General features: G+C 69.8%; 10 protein-coding genes. 3 read left to right on the top strand and 7 right to left on the bottom strand.

What is annotated here, in order from left to right; translation table 11 throughout:
- Window positions 1-10 precede the first annotated feature (10 nt).
- A complete protein-coding gene (locus NX02_RS04900; RefSeq protein WP_025291079.1) occupies window positions 11-1,168 on the bottom strand; it encodes an HlyD family secretion protein in 1,158 nt (385 codons plus the stop codon).
- The gene (locus NX02_RS04905; protein WP_025291080.1) at window positions 1,161-2,630 is read right to left on the bottom strand and encodes an efflux transporter outer membrane subunit; all 1,470 of its coding nucleotides are present in this window, start codon (window positions 2,628-2,630) and stop codon (window positions 1,161-1,163) included. Before NX02_RS04905 ends, NX02_RS04900 begins: the two co-directional genes overlap by 8 nt.
- Before the next feature lie 86 nt (window positions 2,631-2,716).
- On the opposite strand from NX02_RS04905, the gene NX02_RS04910 reads away from it, so the two are divergent.
- On the top strand, window positions 2,717-3,361 hold the full coding sequence (locus NX02_RS04910; RefSeq protein ID WP_084717614.1) for a TetR/AcrR family transcriptional regulator: 645 nt from the start codon (window positions 2,717-2,719) through the stop codon (window positions 3,359-3,361).
- A gap of 50 nt (window positions 3,362-3,411) precedes the next feature.
- Here the strand turns inward: NX02_RS04910 and NX02_RS04915 are convergent, their stop codons facing one another.
- The gene (locus NX02_RS04915; protein WP_053000741.1) at window positions 3,412-5,796 is read right to left on the bottom strand and encodes a TonB-dependent receptor; all 2,385 of its coding nucleotides are present in this window, start codon (window positions 5,794-5,796) and stop codon (window positions 3,412-3,414) included.
- 310 nt (window positions 5,797-6,106) lie between these two features.
- Here NX02_RS04915 and NX02_RS04920 point away from each other — a divergent pair, with 310 nt between their 5' ends.
- Window positions 6,107-8,119, top strand: a complete 2,013-nt coding sequence (locus NX02_RS04920) for an AAA family ATPase (RefSeq protein ID WP_025291083.1) — start codon at window positions 6,107-6,109, stop codon at window positions 8,117-8,119.
- Between the two features lie 53 nt (window positions 8,120-8,172).
- Here NX02_RS04920 and NX02_RS04925 read toward each other — a convergent pair whose 3' ends face one another.
- Entirely contained in the window at window positions 8,173-8,484 is a 312-nt protein-coding gene (locus NX02_RS04925) for a putative quinol monooxygenase (RefSeq protein ID WP_025291084.1), read from the bottom strand.
- A gap of 270 nt (window positions 8,485-8,754) precedes the next feature.
- On the opposite strand from NX02_RS04925, the gene pip reads away from it, so the two are divergent.
- On the top strand, window positions 8,755-9,846 hold the full coding sequence (gene pip / locus NX02_RS04930) for a prolyl aminopeptidase (protein ID WP_245648765.1): 1,092 nt from the start codon (window positions 8,755-8,757) through the stop codon (window positions 9,844-9,846).
- Between the two features lie 48 nt (window positions 9,847-9,894).
- On the opposite strand, the gene NX02_RS33255 is transcribed toward pip, so the two are convergent.
- The 3 genes from NX02_RS33255 to NX02_RS04945 form a co-directional block, all read right to left on the bottom strand.
- Window positions 9,895-10,728, bottom strand: coding sequence for a winged helix-turn-helix domain-containing protein (locus NX02_RS33255; RefSeq protein ID WP_047099737.1), 834 nt, complete (start codon window positions 10,726-10,728; stop codon window positions 9,895-9,897).
- Between the two features lie 44 nt (window positions 10,729-10,772).
- Window positions 10,773-11,150 carry a response regulator transcription factor gene (locus NX02_RS04940; protein WP_025291087.1) on the bottom strand — a complete coding sequence of 126 codons (378 nt, stop codon included), beginning with the start codon at window positions 11,148-11,150 and terminating at the stop codon, window positions 10,773-10,775.
- 149 nt (window positions 11,151-11,299) lie between these two features.
- Window positions 11,300-13,384, bottom strand: coding sequence for a TonB-dependent receptor (locus NX02_RS04945; protein ID WP_025291088.1), 2,085 nt, complete (start codon window positions 13,382-13,384; stop codon window positions 11,300-11,302).
- Window positions 13,385-13,437: the final 53 nt, after the last annotated feature.

A 13,437-nucleotide genomic window follows, 5' to 3' on the forward strand; every position in this document is an offset into this window, starting at 1 on the left:
CGGCGGGGCCTCACTTTTCGGAAAGGTCGATGTCTACCTCGGCGGAAAGGCCGATGCGCAGCGGATGTTCGGCGAGTTGCTTCGGGTCGAGCGCGATGCGCACCGGCAGGCGCTGCACCACCTTGATCCAGTTGCCCGTCGCATTCTGTGCCGGGATCAGGGCCATCGACGATCCGGTGCCGCCGGCGATGCCGACGACCTTGCCGTGATATTCGACGTCCCCGCCATAGATGTCCGCCGTCACCGTTGCCGGCATGCCGATCTTCACGCGGCGGAGCTGGCGCTCCTTGAAATTGGCATCGACATAGACGGTAGCGATCGGGACGATCGTCATGATCGGCGATCCCTGGTTGACGCGCTGGCCCACCTGCACCTGCCGCCGGGTGACGACGCCGGCGATCGGCGCGCGGATGATCGTGCGGTCGAGGTCGAGCCGCGCCGCATCGAGCCTGGCCTTGGCCGCGAGCACGCCGGGATCGGTTTCCTCGGTCGAGCCGCGCACCAGCACGGCGTTCGCCTCGAGCTCGCCGGCGGCGGCGCCGCGCGCCGACCGCGCCTGGCCGACCGCGGCCTGCGCCTGCAGCAGCGCGGCGCGCGCGGAGGCAAAGGTGGTGCGCGCGGCGGTCAGTTCCTCGCCCGAAACCGCGCCGCTGTCCTTCAGTTGCTCGCGGCGCTGCAGGTCGATGCGCGCCTTTTCGGCGTCGGCCTGGGCGGTCACCAGCCGCGCCTGCGCCTGCGCGATGTCCGCGCCGCGGGCCTGGACCTGCGAAGAGAGCGCGCCGCTGGTCGCGCTGGTCTGGCGGAAGCGGCGCCGCGCTTCGGCAAGGTCGGCTTCGGCCTGCGCGACGGCGATCTTGGCGTTGGCGGGGTCGAGCCGCACCAGCACCTGGCCGGGCTTCACCATGTCGGTGTCCGAAACCTCGACGGCGACGGCCTGCGCCGAGAGCAGCGGGGTGATCTGCGCCACCTCCGCATTCACATAGGCATTGTCGGTGCTGACATGGTTGCGGCCGATCAGGAAATAATAGGCGGCCCACAGCACCCCGGCGATGGCGACGGCGATCGCCAGCCGGATCAGCCATTTGCGCCGCGCGGCGCCGCGATCGGCGGCGGCATCGGCTTCGGCCTGCTGAGGCGCGAGCGGCGGGGAGGGGGCGGCGTCAGCCATGGGGATCTTCCTTGGGAGCGGGGGCCGGGGCGGCGAAGCCGCCGCCGAGCGCACGGACGAGGGCGACGTCGAGCGCGAAGGCGCGGGCGTCGAGCTCCGCCACCGACTGGCGCACGACCAGCAGGCGATCCTCCACGTTCAGCACGTCGATATAGCTGGAAAGCCCGCCTTCGTAGCGCTGGCGGGCAATGGCATAGGCGTCTTCCGCGGCGGTGACCGCGGCGCGGGCGTCGGTCAGGCGCTGCGCCAGCGCGCGCTGGCTGGTCAGCGCGTCGGCCACCTCGCGATAGGCGGTCAGCACGGAGCCGTCATAGCTGGCGACGGCCTCGTCATAGCTGCCGCGCGCGCCGCGATAGGCGCCGGAAAGCGCGCCGCCGTGGAAGATCGGCAGGCTGATGGCCGGGCCGACGCTGCCATAGGTGGAATCGCTCTCGACCAGATTGTTCAGCCCCAGCGACTGCACGCCGATCAGTGCGCTGAGCCGGATCGCGGGGAAGAAATCGGCGCGTGCCACCTTGATGCGGCTGGCCGCCGCCTCGGTGCGCGCGCGTGCCGCGGCAATGTCCGGCCGGCGGCCGATCAGGTCGGTGGTGACGTCCGCGGGCAGGCCGCGCGGCGTGAGTCGCGCGAGTTGCGGGCGGGCGATGTCGAGCCCGCGGTCGGGCCCGGCGCCGAGCAGCGCGGCGATCTGGTTGCGGCGGAGCGCGATCGCTTCGTCCGCTGCGGACAGCTCGGCGCGCGCCGAGGCGACGGTGGCGTCGGCCTGGCGCACGCTGCCCCGCGTATCGAGCCCGTTGCGCTCGCGATCGGCGACCAGCCGGTTGGTCGCGCTGCGCAGCTCGAGCGTCTGCCGGCTGATGTCGCGCAGCGCATGCAGGCGGGCGAGATCGGCGTAGAGATCGGCGATGCCGGTGGTCAGCATCAGCCGCGCCTGCTCGGCGTCGATCTCGGCGGCGCGCGCCTCCGACGTGGCGGCGGCGAGCGCGGCGCGGTTGCGGCCCCACAGGTCGAGGTCGAAGCCGGCGCCGATCGAGGCGCCGCCGCGATCCTGCCAGCCCCTGGGCACGAATTCCTTGGGGATGCCGTTGTTGTAGCTCTGCTTGTCGATGGAGGCCGTTCCATTGGCGTCGATCGACGGCAGCAGCGCGGCGCCCGCCTGCTGCGCCATGCCCTGCGCACGCCGGAATCGCGCGGTGGCGGCGGCGACGTCGGGCGAATTCCTCAGCCCCTCGTCGATCAGCGCGGCGAGCTGGGGATCGCCATAGGCGCTCCACCACTGGTCGGCCGGCCAGGCGGCGGCAGGGGCGGCGGCCGCAGCGCCCAGGCTGCGCGTGGCGGCAACGTCTCCGGCGGCACGCGGCGCTGGCTTCGGGCCGAGATCGGGGACGGATGCGCAGCCGGCGAGAGCAAGCGCCACGGCCAGCGCGCCGGTGGGACGGAGGGGGGATCGACTCGCGTTCATGAAAACCCGTGCGGATTGGTGCGGGGGCGGCAGTGCGCCCGCGAGATGGGTCTTGTCAATCAGAAATCGTACTGTACGGTACGGTCATGGAAACGTCTCATACACACAGGCCGAATCGACGGGAGGCGCGGCGCCAGGATCGCCACGACGCCATCCTCGCGATCGCCAGCCGGTCGTTTCTGGAAAAGGGCTATGCCGGCACGAGCATGTCGGCGGTGGCGGCCGAAGTGGGCGGGTCGAAGGCGACCTTGTGGAACTACTTTCCTTCGAAGGAGGATCTGTTTTCGGCGGTGATCGACCGTGCGGCATCGGATTTCCGCGCGCGCCTCGCGGCGCTGCTGGAACCCGAGGGCGATCTGGGCACGACCCTGCGGCGCTTCGCCGCGAGCTTCCTCGAGAAGGTGACCTCGTCGCAGGCGATCGCGCTCCACCGGCTGGTGGTGGGGGAGGTGCTGCGCTTCCCCGAGGTCGGCCGCATCTTCTTCGAACGCGCGCCGCGCCAGATGCAGGCGCTGCTCGCGGCCTTCCTCGAAAGCGCGATGGATCGCGGCCTGCTGCTGCGCGACGACCCGCTGCTCGCGGCGCGTACGCTGGTGGGGCTGTGCACGACCGGCTGCCACCAGCAGCTTTTGCTCCGCATCATCGACGAGGCGACGCCCGAGATGATCGAGGCCGATGCAGACCGCGCGGTGATGCTGTTCCAGCGCGCCTATCGGGTGGACCAGGGCTGACGACCCATTGCGCCCCGGCGCGCAGCGTCAGGGAAGAACGGTTGACGCCGCTACTGCCGCGCCCGGAAGGTCACACCGATCAGCCGCGGGTCGCTCGGCGTGCCGAGGATCAGCCCCGAATTGCCGGCCTGGATCGTCAGGTTCTGGATATAATCCGCGTCGAACAGGTTGCGCGCGAACAAGGCGACGTCCCAGCCTGCGTCGGAACGGTAGCCGATGCTGGCGTTGGTGAGATTGTAGCCCTCGATGAAGGTGAAGCGCGACAGGCTGGGGTCGCCATAATAGCCGCTGCGCCAGTTCGAATCGGCGTGCAGCACGATCGCGCCGCTCCCGCCCACGGGCAGCGCATAATCCGCGCCGATCGTCTCCGACCAGCGCGGCAGGCCGGAGAGGCGGCGGCCGGTCAGGTCGCAGGCGGTGGTGGCGCTGCCCTGCGCCTCGAGCGGGCAGGGGCCGGCCGGATAGTCGGCATATTCGCCGTGCGCATAGGCCAGCGAGCCGCGGATCTGGAGGTTGCGGCCGATCTGCGCGGTGGCGTCGGCCTCGACGCCCTTCACCGTCACCTTGGGGATGTTGGAGAGATAGCCGCGCAGCGCCACGGTCTGCGTGCTGTCGACGATGGTCGCCTGGAAATCCTTCACATCGGTCCGGTAGCCGGCAAGGTTGAGCACCAGGTGGCGGTCGAACAACCGGGTCTTGAGGCCGACCTCGTAAGTAGTGTTGCGTTCGGGATCGACCACCGCCGTCGCCAGCGCCGGCTGGTTCTGCGCGTCGAGCGGCAGGCCGGACATGTTGATCCCGCCCGACTTGAAGCCGCGCGCATAGCTCGCATAGCCGAGGATCGTGTCGGTCACCTGCCAGGCGATGTTGCCGCGGCCCGAAAGGCTGCCGTCGTCGTCGCTGGCCGAATAGGATTGCGGCCGCAGGATCGAGCGCTTGGCGCTGTTGAGCGCGGCGCTGCCCGTCTCCAGCCCGCCGAACACCGTCGTGTCGTAATCGCCTTCCTTGTGCTCGTGGGTGTAGCGTAGCCCGGCGGTCAGCGTCAGCCGCGGCAGCGGCCGCCAGTTGACCTCGCCGAACGCGGCATAGCTGTCGGTGGTGAAACGGGTATGCCCGTCCTGGCCATAGCCATCGAGCAGGTTGGCGGGCACCGGCGTGGCGTTGGCGCCGGTCGTCGGCCCGATCAGCCAATATGCGGCGGCGGGGCCATAGATGCTGATCGGTCGGCCGGTGATCGTCTGGCGGACATAATAGAGCCCGGCGACATAGCCCAACGGCCCGTCGCCATATGAGGCGAGGCGCAGTTCCTGGCTGAACTGGTCCTGCCGCGAGGGGATGTGCTGCGTGAGCTGGATCGGGATGCCGGTATAGTCGCGGTCGTTCGACGCATCCCAGTTCCAGAAACGCCACGCGCTGACCGAGGTGAGCGTGGCGCCACCCAGCGTCCAGTCGGCGATCGCCGAGACCCCGCCTTCATTGGTGTCGACGCCCAGCGGCGCGTCGATGTCGGTCAGCCGGTCATAGGCATTGGTGCTGGGCGGCGCATAGCCGAGCCCGGCGGCGAGCGCGGAATATTGTCGCGCGGGCGCGCGCAGGCTCTGGCCGACGCGCAGATAGACCTGCGTGCAGCAATCGCTCTCGAAATTGGCGAAGTCGGCGGTCAGCCGCAGCCGGAACGTCTCGGTGGGGGTGAACAGCAGCTGGCCGCGCACCGCCTGGTTGCCGATGCGGTTGTGGTCGCGCCCCGTGACGCTGTTGCGGATCACGCCGTCGCGCCGCGTCATCAGTGCGGAGACGCGGAAGGCGAGGCGGTCGTCGACGATCGGGCCGGTGCCCGACACCTTCACCTGCAGGAAATCATAGTCGCCATAGCTGATCTCCTCGGTGGCGCCGGGGGTGAAGCTCGGCGTGCGGGTGGTGACGCTGATCGCGCCGGCGGTGGTGTTCTTGCCGAACAAGGTGCCCTGCGGCCCGCGCAGCACCTCGATCTGTTCGACGTCCGAAAAGTCGAACGCGGCGGTCGCGGGGCGGGCGTGATAGACCTGATCGACATAGAAGCCGACGCCCGGCTCCAGCCCGTCATTGGCCTGGCTGACCGCGACCACGCTGGAACCGAGGCCGCGGATGGTGAAGGCGGTGTTCCGCGGATTGGCGCTGGAATAGTTCAGCGCCGGCACCAGCGTGGTCAGCCCCTGCGTGTTGATCGTGTAGGACTGGTCGAGCAGCGTGCCGCCCACCACCGAGACCGCGAGCGGCACCGATTGCAGATCCTCGCTGCGAAGGCGCGCGGTGATGACGATGTCGGCGACGCCGCCGGGGGATTCGGCTCCGGCGGCATCGGCAGGCGCGGTCTGCGCGGAAGCCGCGCCGGTTGCGAACAGGGTTGCGAACAGGCTTGCGCCGACCTCCGCCAGCGACCGCAGATGCGCGCGCATGGTCATGAAGCATATCCTTTTTCGACGATCTCGATATTCGATCGTATATCGAGCTTGCTTGCGACCACAAGACGGCAAGCCGCGGTTGCAGCGGATCGGCTTATGGGCTATGGGGCGACGCCCTGCCGGACCAATCGCCGGCAGCCATCGGAGACATGGATTGCTGGTAGGATCGCTGAAAGCGGGCGTGATGCCCCGGATCGTCAGCCGCCAGCCGTAGCGCATCCCGCGCCGCGGCGGATGGGCTCGCGGCACGCCACCCACGACGATGAGTATCGGGCGCATTGCGTGCGTCGCCGGGGCCATTGCCATGGCCCTTTCGGACCGCGCGATGGGCGGGATCGGGATGAAGATGGAAGAGATGGATATCGTCCGGGGCCTGCTGCTCCGGCTGAAGACTGTGAAGGGGCGGAGCCCGCTGGGCACCGCGCTCGGCGAATGGGCGGGGGAGAACCGCGCCTGGCTGGGCGACCGTGGGATCCGGATCGAGCCGAAGGCGGGCAGGATCGGCTGGCGGCGGCTGGTCGCCGCGCTCGAGGCCGCTCCCCAAGGCGCGGCCGGGGTCGAACCGCCGCGCCCGCTGCGCATCGCCGCCGCGCTCGCCGAGGCGCTTCGGCTGGGCAAGGCCGATGCGCGGCTGCTCCAGCTTGCGGTCGGGCTCGACCGCGTGTCGCGCCTGTCGGATCTCGCGCGCCGCATCGCCGAGCATCATCGCGACATGCCGGTGCTGATCGCCGAGATTGCCGGGCACAGCGAACAGGGGCTGCGGATGAGCCTGCTGCTCACCCTTGGCCTGATCCGCTTCCGCCTCAGCCATCGCGGCGCGGCGGAGCTCGATCTCGGCTGGACGCTGTCGCGGCTGCTCGATCGCGGCATCACCGATCGCAGCGGGCTGATCGAGGCGATGGTCGGCCTGCGCCAGACCGCGCGGCTGGGGCTGGAGGATTTCTCCGGCGTCGGCGCCGATGCCGCACGGCTCGTGCGGCTGCTGGCGGGCGCGCTGCGCGAGGGCGCGGCGGGCGTGAACATCCTCATCCACGGCCCGCCGGGCACGGGCAAGACCGAGCTGGCCCGCACATTGGCGGCGGCGGCGGGCGCGGCCCTGTTCAGCGTGGGCGAGGCCGACGAGGATGGCGAGGAGCCCGATCGCTGGGAGCGCGCGCATGCGCTGCAGCTTGCCCACCGCGTCCTCACCGGCCGCGGCGACGCGCTGCTGCTGTTCGACGAGATGGAGGACATGATCGGCGATGCCAGCCCCGGCCCGGGGGACTGGTTCCGCGATCGCGAGGGATCGAAGATCTGGATCAACCGGCTGCTCGAAACCAACGCGGTGCCGGTGATCTGGACGACCAACGCGATCGGCAATGTCGAACCCGCGATCCTGCGCCGGATGAGCTTCGTGCTGCATCTCGACGTGCCGACCCCGGCGGCGGCGCGGCGGATGATCGCGCGCATCGCGGCGGACGAGGCGGTGACGCTGCCGGCGGCGTTCGACCCGCTGCTGGCGGCCGCGCCGGAGGCGGCGACGGTGGCGCGCGTCGCGATGCGCGTCGGCCGGCTCTCGGGCGATGCGGAGGACATCACCGCCTCGGCGCGTTCGCTGGTGACCGCGCTGCGCGCGGGGCGCCCGGTGGCGGAGGCGGAACCGCTCGCCGATCTCGACCTGTTCGAGACCGACCTCGACGTCGCAAGCCTGCTCGGCCGGTTCGCACAGCCGGACGGGCCCAGCGACTTCTCGCTGCTGCTCACCGGGCCGCCGGGAACCGGCAAGACCGCGCTCGGCCATCATCTCGCCCACGCGATCGACCGGCCGCTGATCGTCCGCCGCGCCTCGGACCTGCTGTCCAAGTGGGTGGGCGAGACGGAGGCGCATATCGCCGGCGCGTTCCGCGAGGCGGAGCGGCGCGGCGGCGTGCTGTTGTTCGACGAGGTCGACTCGCTGCTCTACGACCGCGGCGGCGCGACGCGGAGCTGGGAGGTGACGCAGGTCAACGAACTGCTGACCTGGCTCGATCGCCACCCGCTGCCGTTCGTCGCGACCACCAACCACGCCTCGCGGCTTGACCCGGCGGCGCTCCGGCGCTTCGTGTTCAAGCTCGACCTGCGTCCGTTCGGCGCGGCGCGGGCGGCACGGGCATTCGAGCGCTTCTTCGGGATGGCGGCGCCCGCCGCGCTGGCGGAACTGACCAACCTGACGCCGGGCGACTTCGCGGTCGTGCGGCGGCAGATCCGCCACCTCGGCGTGACGGACGCGGAGGCGATCGTCGCGCGGCTGGGGGCGGAAGCCGCGCTCAAGCCGGGGGGCGGGCGGATCGGCTTCTGAGGGCGGGGGCGCCGCTCGTGGCCGGGTTTCCGACCGTACCCGTCATCGTCGCCTCATGCGCCGGTGCCGTGGTCGACCGCAACCGGATCGCAGACGAGAGCGGTGCGCTCCGCCAGGTCGGGAACCCGCGAGAGATAATGGAGATAATGCGGCGATTGCCGGTGCGCCGCCACGGCATCGCCATCGACATAGAGTTCGTCGAGCACGTAACGGCCCGGCTGCGCCTGATCCTGCCACACGTCCCAGCGCAGGTTGCCCGGCTCGGCCCGGCAATGGGGCGCCATATCGGTGAGCAGCGCCTGTAACGCCCCGGCCCTGTCGGGCAGCGCGGTCAGCGTCGCGGTGATCTTCACGGGGTGGGACATGGCGTGGCTCCTTCGAAACATCGTTTGGCGCGTCACGGGCGCGGTGACGCCCGCCGGCCGGACCGCCCGCCGGACGAAAATCGCCCACACCGTCAGCGCGGCGCGATCGAAGGCTGCGGCGAACAATCCCCCGGGGCGTGGATCCTCCCTGCGCCGGTCGAGCGAAGGGCGTGGCCGCACAATAGCAGAGGGTGGTTCCCAACGCCGGTTAAACGGCGTTATTTCGCGTAAGACGGCCGGTCGCGGCCGGCAGGGCATGAGGGGTAGGGCGTGATCGATTTTTCGGGGCTCCAGCAGGCAAGCACGGTGCGGGACGAATGGAAATATCCCGCCGCCGCCGCCAACCGTTCCGGCCTGCTGCAGGTGGATCATGCGCCCGACCACAAGCTCTACTGGGAAGAATATGGCGATCCCGCGGGCGAGCCGGTGATGGTCCTGCACGGCGGGCCGGGCGGCGCCTGCGCGCCGGTGATGGCGCGCTTCTTCGATCCCGCGCGCTATCGCGTGATCCTGTTCGACCAGCGCGGCTGCGGCAAGAGCGAGCCGACCGTGGCGGCGGCGGGGCCGGCGGTGGCGCTGACCCGCAACACCACCGACCATCTGGTGGCTGACATCCGCACGCTGCGCGACGCGCTGGGCATTAGCGGCCGCATGCATGTGTTCGGCGGCAGCTGGGGCAGCACGCTCGCGCTGGTCTATGCGATCCGCCATCCCGAGGATGTCGCGACGCTGGTGCTGCGCGGCATCTTCCTCGGTGACCGCGAGGACCTGCTCTATATGTACCAGGGCAACGCCGCGACCTATGCCGAAGCGCCGTTCTCGATCACCGCGCCGGGCAGCTATGTCGCCTATCCGGAGGCGTGGAAGCCGTTCGTCGAAACCATAGCGCCCGCCGAACGCGACGACATGATGGCCGCCTACAAGGCGATCTTCGACAGGGCGCCGCGCGACGATGCCGATCGCCTCCGCCAGCTGCAGGCGGCGACCGCCTGGTCGGTGTGGGAAGGCACCATCTCCAGCATGATTCCGCCGGCCGACGATCCCGGCAAGTTCGCCGAGGCGGCGTTCGCGCTCTCCTTCGCGCAGATCGAGGCGCATTTCTTCGCCCACGAGCTGTTCCTCGCGCCCGGCGAGATCGTGGACAATATCGGCCGCATCGCCGCGATCCCGACGCACATCGTTCATGGCCGCTTCGACCAGGTCTGCCCGCTGACCCAGGCCTCCCGCCTGATCGAGGCGATGGCAGGCGCGGGCGCGGCCCCCGCGAGCTTCGCCATCACCAATGCCGGCCACAGCGCGATGGAGGCGCAGACGGTGCTGGCGCTGACCGCGATCATGGACGGGCTGCCGCGGCTGGGTTGAGAGCGGATCGACCTTCCTCCCGGAGCCTGGCTCGGGAAGGAAGGTCGATCACCATCCACCCTGCGCGCCACGGCGGCCCGCGTCCTGCCCGCCGTCGAGGTGGACGAACAGGATGCGGCAGGGGCGGCCCGAATGGTTCGCCCAGGCATGGTCGATGCCGCGCTGGACGACGACGCTGCCGGGCTTGAGCGGCACATTGGCATCGTCCAGCATCAGCGTGATCTCGCCGTCGATCACGATGCCGAAATCGATCGCGCCGGCGGAAGGCGGCCCGGTGGGCTGCGCGCCCTGTGCGGTGGCCGGCACCGCCCGGTCCTCGACCGCATCGGGCGGCGCGCATGCGGGCGCGGGGACGGCGACATATTCGGCATGCGGCGCGAGATCGACGAAACGGATGCGCGCGCCCCGGCTTGCGGGCTGATCCTGCCCGAGGCTGCCCGGGGCGATGATCGAGACGAAGCGGGCCTGGTCGAGCGCGTGCCAGGCTGGCCGGGCCGGCTCGGTGCTCACCGGCAGGCTCCCGCCGGGCGCGGCACCGCCGTCATTCCGGGCGGTCGGCTCCTGCATGTGGATGGGGGCGATGAAGCGATAGCCGCGCCCGGATACGGTGGCGATATAGCGGGCCGCGCCGGCATCGTCGCTGAGCGCGCGGCGCAGCGCCGCCATGTTGACCTTGAGGTTGCTCTCGTCGACGGTCGTCGTCGGCCAGGCGAAGGCGATCAGCTCATGCTTCGACACCAGCTCGCCCGGCCGCTCGACGAGCGCGATCAGCAGGTCGAGCGCCCGGCCGCCGATGCGCACGGCGGTGTCGCCCTGCAACAGCAATTGCCGTTCGGGCATCAGCCGGAACGGTCCGAAAGCGAAGATCCGCACATCACTCATACATGCCTCGCACTTCTCCCGGGCGCCGCCGCCCCCGCGCCGGTTCAGGGTGAATTGCGATCCGTCGCCGCCTTCAGCAGGGCGAGCAGATCGGCCTCGTGGATGGGTTTGTTGAGAAAGCCGATCGCACCCGCCGCAAGCGACTGGTCGCGCATCTGGTCGTCTCCGAATGCGGTGACGACGATCGTCGGGATGCTATGGCCGTCATGCGCCAGCTGCCGCAGCAACTGCAGGCCGGACATGCCGCCCAGCTTCATGTCGGTGATCAGGCAGGAAAGCTGGAGCAGCGCGGAGGATTGCAGGAATTCCTCCGCCGAAGCGAACAACAGCACCGTGTAGCCGATCGATTGCAACAGCCCCTCCAGCGCCTCGCGCACGAAGGGATCGTCATCGATGCACGCGATTGTCGGCTTCGTCGGCAAGGTTCAGCCTCTCTCGCTGGCCCGGGACCAAGGCATAGCGGGCGGGCGGGCCGGGCTTCAATTTCCCACTTGGTCTCGCGGAATGGGATGGAGGTCTTGCACAGCTCGACTTTGGTCGAGCGGAGGGGCGAAACACGGCCGCCAATCCGCTAATTCGCCACCCGCACCTCGATCCCATAGGTCCGCGGCGGCGTGATCGTGGCGCGGGGCTCGCCCAGCACCACGAAGGCATGGCCGATATAGCGCTCGTTGGTCAGGTTCTTGCCGAACAGCGCGACCGACCAGCGCCGGTCGGGCGCGGTGAAGGCGATGCGGGCGTTGAACAGGTTGGTCGGCGCGCGGGAGAACAGCCGGTTCTCGCCGGGCTGGTGATAGATCCGGCTCATATATTCATATTCGCCGCGCAGCATGAGTTCGCCGCGGTCGCCAAGCGCGAAGCCGTTCTGCAGGCCCAGGCCGATCTTCACATCGGGCGCGCGATTGAGCCGGTCGCCCGAATAATCGACCAGCGACACCGGATCGACGAAGCGGTCGTAGCGCGCATCGAGCAGCGCCGCGACGGCGTTGATCTGGAAACGCCCCACCGGATGCGCGGTAAGTTCGAACTCGAACCCGTCGATGCTGGCGGTCGCCGCGTTGCGCACGACGAGGAAGCCGAGATCGTCGGCGGTGCGCACCTGCAGATTCTTGTAGTCGTAATGGAAGGCGGTGGCGGAGACGCGCAACCGGCCGTCCAGCCAATCCCCCTTGGCCCCGGCCTCGAACGCCTCCAGCGCCTCGGGCGCGAAGATGTTGGGCAGCGGCGTGGTGATCAGGCTGACGGAGGTCGATCCGCCGCTTTTGAAGCCTTCCGAATAGCTGGCGTAGAGCAGCAGCCGGTCGTTGGGGCGATAGTCGACAGCGATGCGCGGTGACAGGTCGGACCAGCGCGTCTTCTGGCGCGATCGGGGAAAGGAGGTGAAGATCGGCGGGATGTCGACGGTGAATTGCTGGAGAAAGGTGAAGGTCTTGGTCTCGCGGCTCCAGCGCAGCCCCGCGGAGAGGCTCAGCCGGTCGGTGATGCGGTAGCTCGCCTGGCCGAAGGCGGCGACGGCGCGCGTCCGGTTGGACGCATCGATGTGCTGCGTGGTCGGCAGCGGCAGGCCGAGGATCGTGGTGAAATCGAGGTAGATCGGGCTGAACGTGTCCGCATCCTCGCGGAAATGATAGAGTCCGGCCAGCCATTGCAGCCGGCCGCCGCCGGCCGAACTGGCGCGCACTTCCTGGCTGAACTGCGCGGTCTCGTCATATTGGCCGAAATGCACCAGCCTCCGGGCGCTGGCATCGGTATCGATCAGGTTGGCGAGCTTCGCCTCGCGATAGCCGGTGATCGCGGTCAGCCGGACCGAGCCGAGATCGAGCGTGGTATCGAGCGACAGCCCCCAATAGTCGCGATCCTCGCGCGGGTTCGCATCCAGCGCGATGCGCCTGGGATCGAAATCGGGGGCGGCGCTGTTGTGGACCACCACGGGCATGTCGTGATAGCCGCGATCGGCGTTGAGCTGCACGTCGAGCCGGTCGTCGGGCTGCCAGCGCAGCGCGCCGCGGATCGCGAAGCTGCGCTCGGGATCGAGATCGTCGCCGGTGGGCAAGCGCCGCGTATAGCCGTCATGGCGGCTCGCCGAGATCGCGATCTTGCCCGAAAGCGTGGGGCCGAGCGGCGCCATCGCCAGCGCCTGCGCGCCCCAGGCGTCATAATTGCCATAGCGGGCGGCCGCCTCCACCACCACGTCGCGCCCCGGCCGCCGGGTGATGACGTTGATCGCGCCGCCGGTGGCGTTGCGGCCGTAGAGCGTGCCCTGCGGCCCGCGCAGCACCTCGATCCGCTCGACGTCGACGAGATCGAACAGGTTCATATAGGGCCGCGCGAGATAGACGCCGTCGAGATAGACCGCGATCGGCGCGTCCGCGCCGATCCCCAGATCGTTCTGGCCGACGCCGCGGATCGAAATCGGCACCGCGCCCTGGCCCTCGCCGGTGCCGATCGTCAGCCCGGGCGTGAAGGTCACGATATCGCGCAGGTCGCGCGTGCCGCTCCGCTCCATCTGCTCGGCGGTGTAGGCGGAAATGGCGAGCGGCGTATCCTGCAGCCGGGTTTCCTGCCGCGTCGCCGTGACGATGATGTCACCGTCGCCGGGTGCGGGCGTTTGCGCCAGCGCAGGTGCAGCCGCGCCGAGCGCCGTCACGCCGATCATCCACCGTTGCCCCGGTCCCATATCCTGCCCCCGATACTGGATGTCCTGTGGTC

The sequence above is a fragment of the Sphingomonas sanxanigenens DSM 19645 = NX02 genome (assembly GCF_000512205.2).
Taxonomy (GTDB): domain Bacteria; phylum Pseudomonadota; class Alphaproteobacteria; order Sphingomonadales; family Sphingomonadaceae; genus Sphingomonas_D; species Sphingomonas_D sanxanigenens.